The organism is Leuconostoc lactis (assembly GCF_007954625.1).
GTDB classification, from domain to species: Bacteria; Bacillota; Bacilli; order Lactobacillales; family Lactobacillaceae; genus Leuconostoc; species Leuconostoc lactis_A.
In genome coordinates, this window is sequence record NZ_CP042420.1 from 1,297,786 (window position 1) to 1,316,745 (window position 18,960).

The 18,960-nt window shown below is 44.6% G+C and carries 18 protein-coding genes and 1 riboswitch; all 18 genes read left to right on the forward strand.

Annotation, left to right across the window (positions count from 1 at the left end; translation table 11 throughout):
• Nucleotides 1–8: 8 nt before the first annotated feature.
• The 18 genes from FGL80_RS06425 (at nucleotide 9) to FGL80_RS06510 (ending at nucleotide 18,948) form a co-directional block, all read left to right on the forward strand.
• Nucleotides 9–1,280, forward strand: a complete 1,272-nt coding sequence (locus FGL80_RS06425) for a 2-hydroxycarboxylate transporter family protein (protein ID WP_055308119.1) — start codon at nucleotides 9–11, stop codon at nucleotides 1,278–1,280.
• Nucleotides 1,281–1,374: 94 nt separating this feature from the next.
• Nucleotides 1,375–1,923: an NADPH-dependent FMN reductase gene (locus FGL80_RS06430; RefSeq protein ID WP_010001558.1), complete on the forward strand. Its 549-nt coding sequence runs from the start codon at nucleotides 1,375–1,377 to the stop codon at nucleotides 1,921–1,923.
• A gap of 163 nt (nucleotides 1,924–2,086) precedes the next feature.
• Nucleotides 2,087–3,139 (forward strand): 2,3-butanediol dehydrogenase, encoded by a 1,053-nt coding sequence (locus tag FGL80_RS06435; protein ID WP_055307957.1) that lies wholly within the window; start codon nucleotides 2,087–2,089, stop codon nucleotides 3,137–3,139.
• A gap of 26 nt (nucleotides 3,140–3,165) precedes the next feature.
• Nucleotides 3,166–3,645 (forward strand): glutathione peroxidase, encoded by a 480-nt coding sequence (locus FGL80_RS06440; protein WP_010001556.1) that lies wholly within the window; start codon nucleotides 3,166–3,168, stop codon nucleotides 3,643–3,645.
• 204 nt (nucleotides 3,646–3,849) lie between these two features.
• On the forward strand, nucleotides 3,850–5,877 hold the full coding sequence (locus FGL80_RS06445) for a KUP/HAK/KT family potassium transporter (RefSeq protein WP_055307956.1): 2,028 nt from the start codon (nucleotides 3,850–3,852) through the stop codon (nucleotides 5,875–5,877).
• Nucleotides 5,878–6,019: 142 nt separating this feature from the next.
• Complete coding sequence (locus tag FGL80_RS06450; RefSeq protein ID WP_055307955.1) at nucleotides 6,020–7,267, forward strand: LCP family protein; 1,248 nt, start codon at nucleotides 6,020–6,022, stop codon at nucleotides 7,265–7,267.
• Between the two features lie 30 nt (nucleotides 7,268–7,297).
• On the forward strand, nucleotides 7,298–8,296 hold the full coding sequence (locus FGL80_RS06455; RefSeq protein ID WP_055307954.1) for an AI-2E family transporter: 999 nt from the start codon (nucleotides 7,298–7,300) through the stop codon (nucleotides 8,294–8,296).
• An 86-nt stretch (nucleotides 8,297–8,382) separates the two neighbouring features.
• Nucleotides 8,383–8,527, forward strand: a riboswitch (FMN riboswitch).
• A 115-nt stretch (nucleotides 8,528–8,642) separates the two neighbouring features.
• The gene (ribD, locus tag FGL80_RS06460) at nucleotides 8,643–9,701 is read left to right on the forward strand and encodes a bifunctional diaminohydroxyphosphoribosylaminopyrimidine deaminase/5-amino-6-(5-phosphoribosylamino)uracil reductase RibD (RefSeq protein WP_147001867.1); all 1,059 of its coding nucleotides are present in this window, start codon (nucleotides 8,643–8,645) and stop codon (nucleotides 9,699–9,701) included.
• Entirely contained in the window at nucleotides 9,665–10,261 is a 597-nt protein-coding gene (locus FGL80_RS06465; RefSeq protein WP_055307953.1) for a riboflavin synthase, read from the forward strand. Before ribD ends, FGL80_RS06465 begins: the two co-directional genes overlap by 37 nt.
• A complete protein-coding gene (locus FGL80_RS06470) occupies nucleotides 10,254–11,447 on the forward strand; it encodes a bifunctional 3,4-dihydroxy-2-butanone-4-phosphate synthase/GTP cyclohydrolase II (RefSeq protein ID WP_055307952.1) in 1,194 nt (397 codons plus the stop codon). Before FGL80_RS06465 ends, FGL80_RS06470 begins: the two co-directional genes overlap by 8 nt.
• 12 nt (nucleotides 11,448–11,459) lie before the next feature.
• Nucleotides 11,460–11,939 carry a 6,7-dimethyl-8-ribityllumazine synthase gene (gene ribH / locus FGL80_RS06475; protein WP_055307951.1) on the forward strand — a complete coding sequence of 160 codons (480 nt, stop codon included), beginning with the start codon at nucleotides 11,460–11,462 and terminating at the stop codon, nucleotides 11,937–11,939.
• A 168-nt stretch (nucleotides 11,940–12,107) separates the two neighbouring features.
• Nucleotides 12,108–13,148, forward strand: coding sequence for an LLM class flavin-dependent oxidoreductase (locus tag FGL80_RS06480; protein WP_055307950.1), 1,041 nt, complete (start codon nucleotides 12,108–12,110; stop codon nucleotides 13,146–13,148).
• A gap of 2 nt (nucleotides 13,149–13,150) precedes the next feature.
• Nucleotides 13,151–13,840 carry an NADPH-dependent F420 reductase gene (locus FGL80_RS06485; protein WP_055307949.1) on the forward strand — a complete coding sequence of 230 codons (690 nt, stop codon included), beginning with the start codon at nucleotides 13,151–13,153 and terminating at the stop codon, nucleotides 13,838–13,840.
• Between the two features lie 36 nt (nucleotides 13,841–13,876).
• Nucleotides 13,877–14,476, forward strand: a complete 600-nt coding sequence (locus tag FGL80_RS06490; protein WP_055307948.1) for an anthranilate synthase component II — start codon at nucleotides 13,877–13,879, stop codon at nucleotides 14,474–14,476.
• Nucleotides 14,463–16,340 (forward strand): aminodeoxychorismate synthase component I, encoded by a 1,878-nt coding sequence (gene pabB, locus FGL80_RS06495; RefSeq protein ID WP_055307947.1) that lies wholly within the window; start codon nucleotides 14,463–14,465, stop codon nucleotides 16,338–16,340. Before FGL80_RS06490 ends, pabB begins: the two co-directional genes overlap by 14 nt.
• Before the next feature lie 127 nt (nucleotides 16,341–16,467).
• A complete protein-coding gene (gene msrB / locus FGL80_RS06500) occupies nucleotides 16,468–16,902 on the forward strand; it encodes a peptide-methionine (R)-S-oxide reductase MsrB (protein ID WP_147001868.1) in 435 nt (144 codons plus the stop codon).
• 29 nt (nucleotides 16,903–16,931) lie between these two features.
• Nucleotides 16,932–17,609: a response regulator transcription factor gene (locus tag FGL80_RS06505; RefSeq protein ID WP_055307945.1), complete on the forward strand. Its 678-nt coding sequence runs from the start codon at nucleotides 16,932–16,934 to the stop codon at nucleotides 17,607–17,609.
• Nucleotides 17,610–17,613: 4 nt separating this feature from the next.
• The gene (locus tag FGL80_RS06510) at nucleotides 17,614–18,948 is read left to right on the forward strand and encodes a sensor histidine kinase (protein WP_055307944.1); all 1,335 of its coding nucleotides are present in this window, start codon (nucleotides 17,614–17,616) and stop codon (nucleotides 18,946–18,948) included.
• Nucleotides 18,949–18,960: the final 12 nt, after the last annotated feature.

An 18,960-nucleotide genomic window follows, 5' to 3' on the forward strand; every position in this document is an offset into this window, starting at 1 on the left:
AAATTATGATGCAAAAAATACGGGCAACAAAGGTTAGTGGGGTTAATTTACCGCTTTACCTCACCATGATGGTCATTTTAGCGTTGACCATTGCGCTGCATAAGTTGCCACTTAATATGTTAGGATTAACGTTGATGTTAGTCTTGCTGGGTCACTTTTTCTACTATATTGGCAATCGCTTACCGATCGTTAAATCTTACTTGGGTGGTGGGTCGGTCTTTACCATTTTTGCGGCTGCAGCGTTAGCGGCATTGGGTTGGATACCAGCTGATGTGGTAATGGCAACCAAAACTTTTATGAATGCGAACGGGTTACTTGATTTTTATATTGCCGCGTTAATTGTCGGCTCAATCCTAGGCATGAATCGCAATTTATTGTTAAAGGCAGCTGTACGTTTTATTCCAGTTTCGCTGGCAGCAATGGTACTTGGCTTCTTTGCTGTTGGGGTAGTTGGATGGTTGCTTGGTGTTGGATTTGGCCATGCAGTGATGTTTGTGTCTATGCCGATGATGGCTGGGGGAATTGGCGCAGGTGCCGTCCCACTCTCACATATTTATGCCCAAGGCTTGGGGACAAATGCTGGGGCAATGTTTTCTGAATTGATTCCGGCCGTAACGTTAGGCAATGTCATGGCAGTCATTGGGGCAGCTTTGATTGCCAAAGTCGGTGCCAATACCAAATATGATGGGCATGGCGTTTTAATTCCGATTTCGGCAGCTGAAAAATCACAACCCGTAACCAAACTTGATACGACGCGGATTGGTGTTGGAATGATGCTTGCGTTCTCATTTTTCTTGGTCGGCACTATCTTAAATGATTTTGTGCCGAAAGTGCACACCTATGCTTTTGTCATCATTTTGGTGATTATTTTTAAAGCGTTCAATTGGGTACCAAAGCCACTAGAGGATTCAGTCGTGATGTTTAATCAAGTCGTGATGGGGAATTTAACTCATGCTGTGCTTGCTGGTATTGGGTTAGCCTTGATTGATTTGAACGTGTTAGCCCACTCACTGACTTGGCAGTTTGTGTTGTTAGTTTTGACCAGTGTGGTGGTGATGGGATTGGCGAGTGCGTTAATCGGTCAGTTATTTGGTTTGTACCCTGTTGAAGCGGCAATTGCAGCGGGGATGGCTGATAATAGTATGGGTGGTACTGGAAATGTTGCCGTTTTGTCAGCCGCTAATCGCATGGAGATGATTGCTTTTGCCCAGATGGGCAACCGAATGGGTGGCGCCATTGTCTTGATTCTTGGCGGCATCTTAATTCGTTTCTTACATTAAAACGTCGCTGCGGACATCCACGTTTAGCCACAAAACTTGCAATTATTGATTTTTCCTTTATACTTATATTTAGTAAGAAGATAGGAGAATTCATATGACAAAGTATGGTGTTATTGTTGGTTCAATTCGGGAAAATTCATATTCAAAGGGTGTTGCGGATGCACTTGTTGCTGGCTTGCCAGCTGATGCAGAGGTAACATACCTTAATATTGCAGATTTGCCATTATATAACCAAGATTTCGATGCGGCTTCACCAGAAGCTTACACACGTTTCCGAAATGACGTTTTGGCACAAGATGCCTTCATTTTTGTGACACCAGAACACAACCGTAGCATTCCAGCAGCTTTGAAAAACGCATTGGACGTGGCATCACGTCCTTGGGGTCAAAATGTTTGGGCTGGTAAGCCAGCTTTGGTCGCTTCACAATCAGTTTCTGGGATTGCTGGTGTATTAGCACACCACGTGTTGCGTCAAACATTGGTTTTCTTAGACATGCCAACCATGCAACAACCAGAACTTTACATCGGTAACGTCGGCACACTTGCTGATGAATCAGGTCAAATTACAAATGCGGACACAAAAGCCTTTTTGGCTGATGCAGCCCAACAATTTGTTACATTTGCTGATAAGTTTGTGTCATAATTTTAAACTTGAAAAAGTCGCGACCGTGAGGTCACGGCTTTTTTTGTTGGCCAATAAGTATTGTATGAATCGCAATATTAAATTTGTGTTATCGCTTTCAGTAAGTGCTATAATGGGGCCAAAGATGCTGAACATAAGTTAACGCAAGCAAAGGAGCAGGAACATGAAAGCAGCTGTATGGCATGGTGTAAAGGATGTACGTGTTGAGGACGTGACGTTAAAACCGTTAAAGGCAAATGAAGTGGTGGTTCGTGTTGCCTATGCGGGTATTTGTGGCAGTGATTTACATGAATATCTGGAAGGACCTGTCTTTATTCCAGTTGAACAACCGGATGGTTTGACAGGCGGTCAAGCACCGCTAACCATGGGACATGAATTTTCTGGGGTGGTTGAACAGGTTGGCGCTGACGTGACCGACTTTAAAGTTGGAGATCATGTGTCAGTTAATCCCACTGTCACTAAGGGTGAAGTAGCAGATGATGTCGATGTGTATGATGGGTATAGTTTTATTGGTTTGAGTACGGATGGGGGCTTTACTACCCATGTGAATGTACCCGAAGCGAATTTATACCATTTACCACAGGACTTTCCGCTTACCTTAGCTGCGACGATTGAACCAACTGCCGTAGCCGTACAAGCCGTTAAAGAAGGTGGCTTGCGCTTTGGTGAAAAAGTGGTGATCTTTGGTGCTGGGCCAATTGGTGTGTTGGTTGCCGCAGCGGCTAAGGCAGCAGGTGCGACTAAAATTGTGGCTGTTGATTTGTCAGCGGTTCGACTCGAAAAAGCTTTGGAAATGGGTGCCACTGATGTGGTGAATCCCAGTGAAGTGGACGATATAATTGCCGCCATTAAAGCCATTATCCCTGGCGGTGCCGACGTGACGTTTGAAGTGGCTGGGGTGCAACCAACATTTGAACAAGCGATTGCTGCCACGCGCCCACGCGGTACCATGGTGATTGTGTCAATCTTTGCTAAACCAATTAGTTTTGATCCAATGCAGTTAATGAATGCTGGTGTTAAGCTGACGACAACGATTGCTTATTCTAAAGAGACTTTCCAGCAAACCGTTGATTTGGTGAGCCAAGGGCTAATCGATGTGGCGCCAGTGATTACCGATATGATTGCATTGGATAACATTGTCACCGATGGTTTTGAGTCATTGACAACGGATAAGTCACAGGCGAAAATTTTAGTGAACTTAGCAGAAGAAGACTAGGCCGTTGTGCAGCATTGGAGGAACCGATGACTGATAATATTTATCAATTTAATGCCGTAAAAGAAGATGGTGAGACGTATTCACTCGGGGACTTTGCTGGTCAGCCAATGATTATTGTCAATACGGCAACAAAGTGTGGCTACGCGCCGCAATTTGAAGCATTGGAAGCCCTTTATCAAACCTATCAAGCGCAAGGCTTGGTGGTGTTGGGCTTTCCATCGAACCAATTCAAGCAAGAGTTAGGATCAGCTGAGGAAGCAGCGGCCGCTTGTCGTTTAACCTATGGCGTGTCTTTTCCGATGCATCAATTGATTGCAGTGAATGGGAAACAGACGGCGCCGCTCTTTGCCTATCTCAAAGATCATGCCAAAAACGTTTTGGGTCAGCGCATTAAGTGGAATTTCACAAAGTTTTTGGTCGATCAAGAAGGGCATGTTGTGAAGCGCTTTTCACCAGCAACATCACCAGAAGCGATGATCCCTGAAATCGAAAAATTATTTGCCTAATAGTGATTGCAAGCATCTTTTAAAGTCGAAAGATGCTTTTTATGCGCTGCTTTTTGATATATATGTCGACTGTAAAGCCAAAATAAAACAGGTGGCGGACAATCTTTTACGTGCTGTGTTAGCATAAAAAATGTGGGCATTTTGCTTGATTTGTGAGATAATTATCGCCATACAGAATTAATACAACAAATGAGGTAGAACGAAATGTCTATTGTTAAGGCACCAAAATGGGTTTCAGCTGGTGCATTAGTTGCGTTGGGAATTGTTTATGGCGATATTGGGACATCACCCCTCTATACGATGAATTCGATTCTCAACAGTGCGCGTAGTGTGGCACAAATCCAAGAATTTGTGCTGGGTTCCGTGTCGTTGGTCTTTTGGACATTGATGTTGATTACAACTGTCAAATACGTCCTGATTGCACTGCGAGCAGATAATCACGGGGAAGGTGGTATTTTTGCGTTATATAGTCGGGTACGTGAAACAAATAAAAAGTGGTTGTTGATTCCGGCCTTGATTGGTGGGGCAGCGCTCCTAGCGGACGGGACGCTAACGCCTGCGGTAACGGTGACCACAGCCATTGAAGGGTTAAAAAATCAACAAATAGGGACTTTTTTATTCCCGGATAATCAAACCGTCGTGATTGGTGTTGTCAGCGTGTTACTCCTTGTAATTTTTACGTTCCAAAAAGCAGGCACCAAAAAGATAGGGAATATTTTTGGCCCAGTGATGCTCGTTTGGTTTTTATTTATTGGCGTATTTGGTCTCATCAATATTTTTTCTGATCTGTCGATTTTGAAAGCCTTGTCACCAGTATATGCGATTCAAATTCTCTTTAATCCGGAAAACAAGACGGGGATTTTTATTCTCGGGAGTGTCTTCTTGGCGACAACGGGTGCGGAAGCGCTATACTCGGATATGGGACACGTGGGTAAGCGGAATATCTATATCAGTTGGCCGTTTGTTTATAGCATGCTGGTGTTGAATTATATGGGACAGGGTGCTTGGATTATGTCAAATAGTCAACGCCCCGATCTTTTAGATCAATCTGCCAATCCATTCTTTGAAATTTTGCCGGGTCACTGGCGCTTTGTTGGCGTTATCCTAGCAACACTGGCCGCTATCATTGCCTCACAAGCTTTGATTTCGGGGGCTTATACTTTAGTCAGTGAAGCGATTAACCTGAAGGTCATGCCACGCCTACGTATTTTTTATCCAAGTAATGTCCGTGGCCAAATGTATATTGGCATGGTAAATTGGTTGCTTTGTGCGGTTGGGCTGATTGTGGTTTGGAGTTTCCAAACGTCACATAATATGGAAGCAGCCTATGGACTTGCCATTACAGTCACGATGTTAATGACAACCATTTTATTGTTTGAATTCATTAAACTGCAAGGCCAAAAAGTTTTGGCGTATGGTTTCTTAATACTATTTGGTTTCATTGAATTTGTTTTCTTGATTGCTAGTCTGGCTAAGTTTATCCATGGTGGCTATGCAACGTTGATTATTATGCTCGCTATTTTGCTGGTGATGGTGGTCTGGTATTATGGCAATAAGCGACGGGAAGCCATTTCAAAGCAAGATGATTATGTGTCATTGAAGGATTATCGTAAGCAATTGATTAACCTGTCAAAGGATGACGACGAACCAATTTTTGCAACGAATTTGGTCTACATTGCGCATATGCATCAGAATTATATGCTGAAGCGATCAATGATCTATTCAATCCTTGGCTCACGACCAAAACGCGCGACGATTTATTGGTTTGTGACAGTTAAAGAATCAAGTGATCCTTATGGTAAGAGTTATGCGGTCGATATGTTGGGAACGGATAACATTGTCCATGTGACATTTAACCTTGGATTTAAAGTGGAACCACAAATTCCGGTTTATCTGAAACAGGTTGCTAATGAGCTGATTAAACAAAATGTGTTAAAGCCACAATTCCCTAAATATGCCATGAATAAACATGGTAATGTCGGTGACTTTAAGTATGTTGTGGCCACTCAATACTACGCTGATCTCCTGAATTTGCCTAACATTCATGCTTGGGATCGCTTCCTAATTGGTGGCCGTGTTTGGTTACAATCACATACGGTGAGTTCAAGTAACTTTTATGGGTTGGAGTTTAGTGATGTGGTAGAAGAAATCGTACCGCTCTTTATTGCGACGACCAATCGTCAAAAGTTAACCCAGATTGAAGTGAAAAACATTTTGAAGGACAACGAATAGTGGTATCATTACCGGATAAATTGATTGGTAATCAGTCGATTTATCCGGTATTTTAATATTATAACTTTATTTTTCTTTTGCTATTTTTTGTGTTAAATTAGGTAATGTAGCAAAAAAATAATATCATTAAAGGAATGACAATATGTCTGACAACAATAAGACAGAATTGCCACTTGACGGGTCAGCTTCGCGCCTTGATCGTCACAGGGCTGACCGACATCAACCAAAGCGTAAAAAAGGTTGGCGTATTGCGTTATTGGTTTTGAGTGCACTGGCATTGGTTGGTATCGGTTTAGGTATCTTCTTTGCAAACAGTTTGAAACAATCGATTGACCATTCATACTCGGCAACAGGCCTTAAATCTGAAAAAATGTCGAGTCAATTAATCAAAGATAAACAGCCGATTTCTTTTTTGGTGTTGGGAACCGATACGGGAACGACTGGTGGTTTTGGCGCGGATCGCGATCGTTCGGGTTTGACAGACTCACTGATGTTAGTGACCGTTAATCCTGAAAAAGAGACCACAACCATGATTTCGTTGCCAAGAGATATTATGACCTCAATTGATGGGTTTGAAGAAAGTTTCCCACAAAAGCTCAATGCAGCGTATGCTTTCAGAGAAACTGCTGATAAGGAAGCGACCTTGGGCGACGGCGTTAGCACGACCATCACGACCATTCAAAAAATGTTTAATATCCCAATTAACTATTTTGCCATGGTGAACATGAGTGGGCTTGGCGATGTGGTCGATCGACTTGGTGGGATTCAAGCGGTATCACCCCTAACTTTCGACTTCAGTCAAGAAACGGCACACGAAACAGGCAATGATCTTTATCGTTTTACCGAAGGGAAAAGTGCTTATTCGTATGCCGCCGACGGTGAACATTTTAAGCGTTATAAGAACATGGACGGCAAAGCCGCTTTAGCTTTCTCGCGGATGCGTTATCAAGATCCAAAGGGCGACTATGGTCGTACTCAACGTCAACGGATTTTACTTGAAGCCATCATGAACAAAGTTAAAAAGAATCCGACCACGATTTTGAACACGGATTTCATTAATGCGACAACGAAAAATATCGCCTCAAACCTTAAATTAGGAGATATGTTAGCATTAGGATCAAATTATATGGCTGCAACAAAGCACATTAACTCTTACACTGTCCAAGGTGAAGGCCAAATGTATCAAGGTGTGTCTTACCAACGGGTAACGACGGCACAACGGCAAGCTGTAACGGATACGGTACGTTCAGCTCTGGGGCTACCACCGGCAACAACTGGTGAAGAATTTGGTAGTGATGTCACGTCATACCAGTTGGCGCAGGTTGGCTCTGCGGATGATCAATATCCAGAATTCAATACTGCAAGCAACGAAAAATTGTCAAATAATTAACGCACCTGTTACTGAAGGAAAGAGGCCCCTATGAACGTTTTTGCAACCGTTAAGAATAGACGATTTTATCGCTATTTTGTTTTACTGGCCATTGTGGTCCTCATTTTCTTGCTCAGACAGTTTATGTCTTTGCTGTTATTAACGACAATTTTTGCGTATTTAGCCTTAAATGCTGGTAAGCGTGTCCAACGCATTTTCAAGCTTTCCCGTGGAATTGCCATTAGTTTAGTTTATATCGTTTTTGTTGGATTCCTGATTTGGGCGATTGATCATGGGGCCAATACGCTCATTCATCAAGTCAAAAGCATGATTGTCCTCGCAACGGATCCCAGTTGGCGGTCCCACGGGATTTTAAAAGAAGTCTATAAAAATTTTCATCAATATACGAACTCGTTTAGTACTGAACAAATCTTAACGAAGGCGCTGTCTCAAATCAATCAATTGGGTCATATTATCTATGAATTGATTTTAGCGTTACTATTTAGTTTTATTTTCTGTATTACTTATCCGCAGTTAAGAAATTGGTCGCTCCATTTTTTGCACAGTCCATACAAAAAGTTTTTTGGTGAATTTTATATTATTTTGCACCGCTTTATTATTATTTTGGGCCGTCTATTTGAAGTTCAACTGTTGATTTGTGTGATTAATACCGCCGCAATGGTGGCGGTATTAGCCTTTTTACAGTTTCCATATTTACTAGGCTTTACCATTATGATTTTCATTTTAGGTTTGATTCCAGTTGTCGGTGTGTTGGTGTCGTTAGTACCGTTAACGATTACCGCCTTTATTATCGGTAATTGGCATACGGTGCTTGTCATCCTAATTGCTGTGGCGGTGATTCACTTTTTGGAATCTTACTTCTTGCACCCACATTTTATGTCACATCGGACCCATATGCCCATCTTGGTGATCTTATTGAATTTGATTATTATGGAAAAACTCTTTGGTGTTTGGGGCCTTGTGATTGGGTTACCGATTTTAACGTTCTTATTAGATTTTTTCAAAATTCAACGTTTTCGTGGTGTTTAAAGCCACATAGAAAAGCACGTGTGATCACACGTGCTTTTTTTCATTGACAGCGATGGTTTTGGGTGCTACTCTGAAGGAGTTAAATAATTAATCTTCGGGGCAGGGTGAAATTCCCGACCGACGGTGATGGGACAATGTGTCCCAAAGTCCGTGACCCGCGTGATTGTTCATGCGGTTGACACAGTGAGAATCTGTGACCGACAGTTAAAGTCTGGATGGGAGAAGAGATAGGCAAGATGGGGATTTTCTCTATCTTGGGCTTTTTTGAATCGATCAAATTACTGTAAACCCGATGTGCTGTTATTAGCATATCGGGTTTTTTGTCCTGAAAATACAGGAGGTAAAGATGGATGATTTAACAGGGCTTCGTCTGGCAGCTATAGCGGCTGCCAAGGCACAGCCAGAACAAACTTTTGAAAACCCGCGGGTTGGCGCGGTAATCGTGAAGGACAATCAAGTCTTGGCGGTTGGTTGGCATGAACGATTTGGTGGGGCGCATGCGGAAATTAATGCGTTTCATCACTTAGGCGCTGCCCATGATGCACAGGGGGCAACGCTGTATGTCACGCTGGAACCATGTGCAGTCCGTGGTAAGGTGGCTGCCTGTGCGGAAACGATTCGTGACTGGGGGTTGGCACGAGTGGTGATTGGTGACTTGGATCCCAATCCAACCACACATGGCCTAGGTGTCCAAAAATTACGCGCCGCCGGTATTTCAGTGGTAGTGCTTGATACTGATGATAGTCGTCAGCTGAATCCAGCGTTTTATCAGTATCACGAACAGCACCAACCCTATATTCAACTTAAATTAGCCCAATCACACAATGGTTATGTGAGTGCAGTACGTGGGCAACGTAGTAAAATCACAGATGCCGTGGCGGATTTAGATGTCCATCGCCAGCGTGCACGCCATAGCGCCATTATTGTCGGCTCTGAGACATGGGTCATTGATCAGCCGCGTTTAACCGTGCGTGATGTGATGTTAACGCATCAACAACCGCAACGGGTGGTGATTGATCGGCGTGGTCGTTTGGCACATGAACCTGCGACCCGCTTAAAAGATTGGTTGGTGTATACAGAAAATGCACAATTTGCCCAACAGGAAAATGTTGAATTGATGACAGCAGGGCTACCTGGGGTCATTGCCGATCTTGGTCGCAAGGGTATGCAATCTGTGATGGTCGAAGGCGGGCCTATTTTGATCACGAGTTTCTTACAAGCTCAACTCTGGCATGAATGTCTCATTTATACCGCAGATCGTCTTTTACCTGACGGCGTACGTGGGATTGTATTGCCACAGTTGCCAGACGATATTCAGCGCATCGGTCATACGCAACGACAACGTTATGTTAATCAGGAGGTCGCCACATGTTTACAGGCATCACGCAAATCATTGGTCGGGTAACCAGCATTCAGCAGCAATCATCACAAACATTGCGGCTACAGGTGACCGCGCCCAATCATTTTTTTGAGACCAGTACGATTGGGGATAGTATCATGATTGATGGCGTTTGTTTAACAATTGTAACGAAAACGGCTGACGTAGCAACCTTTGATATTATGCAACCGACTTATATCACGACCATTGTGCAACAGTATCAGATTGGTCAAGCTGTTAATCTGGAAAAAGCCATGTTGGCAACGGATCGATTTGACGGGCATATTGTGTCAGGACATGTGGACGGCATGGCACAAGTGACACAAGTTGCTGAAATTGATGACACCGTGTTATTGACATTTAAACCTGAGCAACCAATATTGCAACGACAAATTGTGCCGAAAGGCGCCATTACCGTGTCAGGCGTCAGTTTGACCGTGGTCACTTGTGCAACAGATACTTTCACAATCGGGTTAATTCCACATACCTTGACTCACACAACGTTAAGTGACATACGCGTCGGGGACAAGGTCAACCTTGAAACTGACATTTTAGCAAAATATTTAATGGGAGCGACACATGAGTGATACAGTACAAACACGCGTCCGGCAGGCGGTTGCAGCCTTAAAGCAAGGCGAACTCATTATTTTAACGGATGATCACAATCGCGAACATGAGGGTGATTTAGTTGGCTTAGCCTCATTTGTGACCCCTGAAAAAATTAATCAAGCACTCGCCATTGCCCGTGGGGTACTAGCTGTGCCCATGACCGCTGAACGAGCTGCTACGCTTGGATTAGCGCAGATGACGCAGCAGAATTCAGAAAAATTTGGGACAAAATTTACGGTGAGCGTCGATCATATTGCTAGCACAACTGGGGTGTCGGCCTTTGAACGCGCCCATACAATTCAACAACTCGCGAATTTGAGTGCCGGGGCCCAACAGTTTGAAACACCTGGCCATATTTTCCCCTTGGTTGCTGAGGATGGTGGCGTCTTGCAACGACAAGGGCATACGGAAGGAGCGGTTGAACTGGCCAAGATTGCCGGTGTGCCACCAGTTGCCTATATTATTGAAATTTTAGCTGATGATGGCCATATGGCCCGGGAAGCGAGTTTGGCTAAGTTAGCCGCAACCCATGGCTTACAACAATTAAGTATGGCCGACTTGGTGGCTTATCGTGAATTTGAAGCGACGTTAAGTATTCAGGAAGGCGTAACTGTTCAATTGCCAACGCAGTATGGTGATTTGACGTTAACGGAATATCAAACCGGTCAAGCGGAACCAGCGCTCTTACTCCGCAGTCAACAAACAGTATCAGAACCGCCATTAGTACGGTTACATTCCGAATGTTTAACTGGGGATACGTTTGGGTCCTATCGTTGTGATTGTGGTCCGCAATTACAAGCCGGATTGGCCATGGTTGCCCAAGATGGCGGGGCCGTTTTGTATCTGAGACAAGAAGGGCGGGGGATTGGCTTGCATGAAAAATTACGTAGTTATGTCTTACAAGAGTACCAGTTCGATACCTATGATGCTAACCTACACCTCAATCATCAACCCGATGAACGAACTTACAGCCAAGCAGCTGAAATATTGCGTGCGGCGGGGTTAACGACGATTCGGTTAATCACCAATAATCCAGATAAAGTGACCGCTTTAAAAGCGTGTGGGATTGATGTTGTCGCGCGTGTGCCGTTGTTAGTTGGCAAAAATCCCTATAACGAAACCTATTTACAAACCAAAAAAGAAAAATTCCAGCATCAACTCTAAAAGGAGATCACGATGATCTATTCAGGCCATTTCACGCAACATGAACAGCGACGAATTGCAATTGTTGTCAGTCGATTTAATGATTTAATTACTGAGCAACTCTTAAAAGGTGCGCAAACGATGCTAGTCATGCACGGTGTCGCAGCAGAAAATATCAGTGTTTTTTGGGTGCCAGGAGCATTTGAAATTCCAATGGTGGCTAAGCAAGTCGCTGAAACACAAGTCTTTGACGGGATTGTGACGCTGGGCGCCGTGATTAAAGGCGATACTGCCCATTATGATTTAGTGATTAATGCTGCGGCGAATGGGGTGGCAACGCTCGGTCAGACGTTGTCAATCCCAATTGTCTTTGGTGTGGTCACGACGGACACGTTAGAACAAGCGCAACACCGTGCTGGGGCCAAAGCCGGCAATAAAGGCGCTGAAGTCGCACTCAGCTTACTCGAAGTGCTGAGTCTTTATGACCAAATTGCGACCATGGCGCGGCAATAAACAGCATGATACACAAGACAGCGGTCACAGCATCTGAACCAAGTTCAAAAACGTTTGAGCAAGCGGAAACGCGCTTGCTTTTTTTGTTGTTAAACATATTGGTTGACAAATGTTAGATTTCAACATAAAATTTACTTATAAAAAATAAGTGAAAACAAGGAGCAGAACATGGCGCCAGAAAAAGTAATTTTAGGATTAGATACATTTGGGGATGTCCCAAAAAACAGTGATGGGCAGTTGATGACGTATGCGCAAGCTTTGCGTCAAGTTGTCAAAGAAGCGGTGTTGGCGGATAAGTTGGGCGTTGATGTGATTACGCTAGGTGAGCACCACCGTGAAGAATTTGCCATTTCTAGTCCTGAAACAGTTTTGGCCGCAATTGCGACACAAACAAAGCAAATTACCCTTGGTTCTGGTGTAACGGTCTTGAGTTCTGATGATCCAGTCCGTGTATTTGAACGTTTTTCAACCTTGGATGCCGTTTCTAACGGTCGCGCCCAGATTATTTTAGGGCGTGGTTCTTTCACAGAATCATTCCCATTGTTTGGTTACGATCTTGGTGATTACGACGCTTTATTTGAAGAAAAAATCGCTATGTTTTCTAAGTTATTAGAAGAAAAGCCGTTTGATTGGCAAGGTGAATTTACCCAGAGCTTGAAACAAGCCGACGTCTTTCCAAAAACGGAGAGTGGTCATTTGGATACCTGGGTTGGTGTCGGTGGTTCACCAGAATCGATTGTCCGAGCAGCGCATTTTGGTTTCCCAGTGATTTTAGCCATTATTGGTGGCGATCCGATTCGTTTCAAGCCGTATGTTGAACTTTACGAACGGGCGGCTAAGCAGTTTGATATGCCAACGCACCCATTGGGAATGCACTCTCACGGTTTCATTGCTGATACGCAAGAAACTGCTGTTGAGATGGCTTGGGAAAATATTAAGCTCGCCTTTGATAAAATTGGGGTGACGCGTGGTTGGGCGCCAATGTCTCGCGAACACTTTGAACACGAAATTCAATCTGGTTCAATGTATGTCGGCACACCAGAGGTTGTTGCCCAACGCATGGCTAAAGCGATCAAGACGCTTGGGGTTGGCCGTTTTGATTTGGTTTATGGTGCTGGTGAGCAACCAGCAGCAGCCCGTGAACGTATGATTGAATTGTACGCCACTGAAGTCATCCCACGTGTACGAGAATTATTAGCGGAGGATTAACCATGGCGATTAAAACAGTCGGTATTTTGGGGGCTGGAAAAGTTGGAATCGTACTGGCACAATTAGCCTTAAAAGCTGGGTACGAGGTGTTGATTGCTGGTTCTGGGCCAGTTGAAAAAATCGCTTTAACAGTTGAAGTGTTAGCACCTGGCGCAAAAGCCGTCACGGCAGCAGAAGCGGAGGCTAAGGCCGATTTGGTCATCCTTGCCTTGCCATTAAGTAAATATGAAACAATCGATCGCTCTGGTTTGGATGGGAAGCTCGTGTTAGATGCGATGAATTATTGGTGGGAAGTTGATGGGATTCGTACTGATTTAACCAATCCTTTGCAATCGTCAAGTGAATTAGTCCAACGCTTTTTACCCAACAGTCAAGTGATAAAAGCTTTTAATCATATGGGTTACCATGATTTGTTTGACGAGTCAGCGCCGGCAGGGGCGCCAAAACGTAAGGCTTTGGCATTGGCCGGTGACGATGATGCTGCCATTGCGACAGTCCGTGGGTTTATCGATGATTTAGGTTTTGATAGTCTCTATGTTGGACCATTGGCAAATGGGATCATGTTAGAACCTGGCAGTGAAGTATTTGGTGCCAATGTGACGTTACCAGAATTACAAGCCATGATTGATCGTTTTTCGCAATCACCACGTGGTCAAAAAATTAAATCAGCCCGAGAAAACGCCGCTTTGTAGGCGTTTTTTTAGTATAATAAAAGTAATGAGGTGACCATGCGTATTCTATTGATTGACAATTATGATTCATTTACTTACCTGCTCGTAACCTATTTGAAAGAGTTGGGGCAAGACGTGACGGTCGTGACTGAAGCGGATGCCTTAGCCGAACAAGTTAAGCAATTGCCGGCTGCTGTGCAAACCGATTATCAAGCGATTGTAATTTCACCAGGGCCAAAAACACCAAAAGAAGCGGCATTTTCTCGTCAAGTCGTGACGACTTACGCAGGGCACTTACCAATTCTTGGGGTGTGTTTGGGACATCAGGTCATTGCAGACGTTTTTGGTGGTCAAGTGATTCGCGGGGATCGGCCACAACACGGGGTGACGTCAACTTTGACGCATACTGGTCAAGGTCTCATGACGGGGTTGCCCCAAAATTTTCAAGTCGCACGGTATCACTCGCTGATTGTAACCGCATTACCGGCGGTCTTTTGTGTTGATGCGCGTAGTGAAGATGGCGTTATTCAAGCCATGCATCATCAAACGTTGCCTATCTGGTCGGTACAGTTTCATCCGGAAAGCTGGATGACAGCACATGGTTACGATATCTTAAACAATTTTTTGGAGCAGGTACAGGATTTTGAAAAAATTTAAGCGCGATAATGCCAATATTTGGGATATTTTCTTGGCGCATTATCGGCAAGATGAAGAAATCGTTTTCCTTTATACGAGTCAACCTGAGGCGTCGGAACACTTCAGTATTTTGGCCCATGCGCCGTTTGCAACGGTCACGCAACGCGATGGCGTTGTCCGCGTCAATCAGGCAAAAACGACATTATCCTTTTCTGAAGCGGTGGATACGCTGCGTACAACCAAACTACCAGAATTATCGGACTGGCCGATTCAACCTGAAATACTAGGCTTTGTGAGTTATGAAGGCGATCCGGCGCGGTTTAGTCTTTATGACGAACTCATGTTGTTTGACCATGAGACACAGGAACTATATGTGGCGCAATTTGAACAAACTGATCAAACTTACTGGGTGTCGGCAACTTCGCCATTACCAAAACCACAGAAAGTCCCAGCCGTGCGGCAACCGGCGGCAATTTTTATGGATCAGACGCGTCAGGAATATATGGCCAGTGTTGAAAAAATGCGAGCGCATATGGCCGCTGGTGATTTGTATGTGGGTAATTTGACCCAACAATTTGATATTTTATCTGATGCTGAACCAATCAGTGTTTTTCAAGCATTGGTGACGCAAAATCCAGCGCCTTTTGCCAGTTTCTTACACTATCCTGATTGGGAAATGACCCAAATTTCAAGTTCAGTCGAGCGCTTTGTCGCCATTCATGACCGTGAATTGACCACCAAACCGATTAAGGGGACGATTGCGCGCGGTCAAACGCCTGAAGAAGATGCGCAGAATCTGGCCAAACTCGCAGATAATACAAAAGACCATGCAGAACTATTGATGGTAACCGATTTATTGCGTAATGATGTGGCCCGTATTAGTGAACCAGGCCATTTGGTCGTGAAAAAATTTGCTGCCGTGGAAACTTTTGCGCATGTCCATCAACTTGTAACGACTATTCAAAGTCGCGTCAAAGCTGACTTGACTTTTACTGAATTTATGACGGCGATGTTTCCTGGTGGGTCCATTACTGGGACACCGAAAAAAAGCGCCCAAGCGGTCATTGCCAGTCTTGAAAAACGACCACGTGGTATTTATACGGGGATGCAAGGTTGGTTGAACCGTCGGCTGGATTTGGATATGAACATTGCGATTCGAACACTCGTTTTTGATGGCCAGACTTACCGATTAGGCGTGGGTGGTGGCGTCACTTATGAAAGCGATGCTGCTGCTGAATTTGATGAAATCGTGGTCAAGGCGCAACCATTTTTAGCTGTTTTTGGCATTGAGACGCTACCGACGCCAATTTTTACGACTGGACAGGTCAAAGATGGCCAATTATGCAATTTATCGGCCCATGTTGCCCGTCTAGCACGGCAGTATCATCAGCCTGATTTGGCAACACGACTGCAAACTTTAGCCGCTCAAAGTCCAGATGGTGTGCTACGTGTTAGCACCGATGGCGACACATTTACCGCTACCACACGGCCGTTACCGCCTTTAGTGGGACCGTATCGCGTGAAGTTAGCGGATGAGGCAATTGCACCGTCCGTCCTGACACAATACAAGTTATCCGGACCGACATTTCAAAAGGCGTTTCATCCGGAAGTTGTGCACGCAAAAACACAGGGCTACCAAGATGTGCTGTTCCATACGGATGGCTTCGTGACTGAATTGTCAATTGGTAATTTCCTCGCCAAGCGCGGTGATACTTATGTGACACCAAGTACCCAAGCTTTGCCGGGGACGTATTTAGCAGCATTTGCCAAAACGCATCACGTCATCTATGCGGAGATCCCGGTGAGTGAGTTGGTTAATTTTGACGCTTTTTATATGACAAATGCTGTTCGTGGTCTGGTTGCGATTGATCTCGTTGGGATCTGATCGTTTTTATGCCGCGGGGAAGATAAAATAAGGTACAATAGGGTTACAAAATGTGAGTTGTTGGGCCCACAGATATCAAGAGATACTTGTTTTGGTATAACTGGTACGAATCGGCAAAGGAGACACCATGGATAAGTCGGAAATTTTAGCAAAATTAGATGCTGAAGCATATAACGTGACGCAAAACGCGGCAACGGAACGGCCGTTTTCGGGCAAATATGATGATTTTTATGAGCCAGGACTTTATGTTGATGTTGTCAGTGGGGAACCCTTATTCACCTCAAAAGAGAAATATGATGCTGGCTGTGGTTGGCCGTCATTTACGGCTGCCATTACGGACCACATTGTTGAGAAAACGGATCGTAGTTATGGCATGTCACGTGTTGAAGTGAAGTCGCGGCACGCAGATTCACACCTGGGGCATGTTTTTCCTGATGGCCCAGCCGAAACGGGTGGGCAACGCTACTGCATTAATTCAGCAGCGCTGCGTTTTATTCCGAAAGCAGAGATGGCTGCGGCGGGATATGGCAACTATTTAGCACATATTGACAACGAAGCGTAAGGTCATTTTTGTAACGCTTTGGAGGATGCATGGCGACTGTTTTAATCATTGAAGACGAGATGAGTCTGCAATTTTATCTTAAAAATGAATTGACGTTTGAAGGTTACACGGTTTTGCAGGCCTTTGACGGGCAACAAGGGCTTGCCTTATTGGCATCAGAAACTGTAGATGCTGTATTACTGGATTGGATGTTGCCAAAAAAGAGTGGGATGGCTGTTTTACGTCATGTTCGGCAAGCCAATCAGACGTTGCCGGTGATTTTGATGACGGCTAAAAGTGAGTTAGATGATAAGGTCATGGGGCTTGATAATGGCGCGGATGACTATTTGACGAAACCCTTTGAAACTGAAGAATTGTTAGCACGGTTGCGAGTGGTGTTACGCCGCCAAGTTGCGCCGGTGCAAACTGTTTTTGAAGTGGCCGATTTAACCTTAAATACGACGACACATCGGGTACAACGAGGTGATCAGCTGATTGCCCTCACACAGCGTGAGTTTGATTTGTTGGCTTTTTTGATGCAGCATGAGGGTCAGGTGGTGTCACGTGATGCCATTCTCGATCATGTTTGGGGCATTGATTTTGCGGGGCAATATAACACAGTTGATGTTAATATTCGCCATTTACGTCAAAAGATTGCGCGTGATGGCCAACCGTCCTTGATCGAAACGGCACGTGGCTTAGGCTATGTTATGCGTGTCGGAGATTAAGCGTATGAGACGACGTCAAAACACAGCTGTTGCCTTGATGACCCGGGCCTATGTTAAATTATTTGCGTTAATTTATATCGCCACGACAGTGGTGGTGCTGAGCACGGTAAGTTATCAATTACTCGAATCGCGTACGGCCGATGCCCAGCGCATTGTGACCAGTTTACGTGGCGCTGATATTGATTCCCGTTTTGATTGGGCGAACTGGCGTCGGAATTCAACCATTGATACCCGCGATACGTTTGTCGTGATTAAGTCCCAGCAAGCTACGTATTATTCTACTGGGAGTGAGGCTTTTCTCAAACGGATTAAGGGTCGGTATTTATGGTTTGGAATGATCTATAAAGCGCGCGAACGTTATTTTTATTACTATCAGACGGGCCATATTGGTAACATGACCTATCAAATTTATATTGGCTTAGCTGAAGTGATTGGGATGGTGCTGACCGTCAGTACCGCCTTATTTGTGACACTAACTGTGATTTTTGTCTTAGCGATATTTATCGTGCGGCAACTGGCACAAGATTTGAATGCGCCGTTATTGACTTTAACGCGCGCAGTGAAACAATTAGATCAAGCCGGAACTAAGCAGCTGACGTTGCCTGATATTGACGGAGCGGAAGAAATTGTCACGCTGAATCAACATTTACAAGATTGGTTACAACAACTACAAGCCCAAATTGAAAAAGAGCGCGCCTTTATTAGCAACGCTTCGCATGAATTGAAAACACCGTTAGCGGGCTTTCGTGGCAATATTGATCTGATTAAACGGCGTGGGGCAACACATCCAGAAATTATCCCAACAGCGATTGCCATGTTAGATCAAGAATCGCGGCGGATGCAAAACTTGGTGGATACGTTACTTGACATGTCGCGGGCTACCGATGATCACGTGAATCCACCAACAGTTGTTCAGATTGCGCCTGTGTTGCAAGATATTGTGACGGCTTTTGAAATCGACACCAACCGTCACGTGATCACAACGTTAACTGATTTTTCGGTCCGCTTACGGGTGAACGAATTTTCCCAATTAGTGCGGATCATTTTGGATAATGCCGCTAAATATTCTGCAGTCGATTCGCCAATCGCCGTGACGAGTACGTTGAACCAAGTCATCATTAAAGACGTTGGGCAAGGGATTTCGGCAGCGGATAAAACACGGGTCTTTGATCGTTTTTATCGTGGGGATGACTCGCGTTCGGAAACGCCAGGAAATGGGTTGGGACTGGCCTTGGCGCAACAGTTAGCGGCGCGTCAAAACATCAGTATTTCCCTATCGGACAATCAGCCAGTTGGGACAATTGTGACGTTGACATTCCTAGCACCACAAACTTCCTGACAAATTATCAGA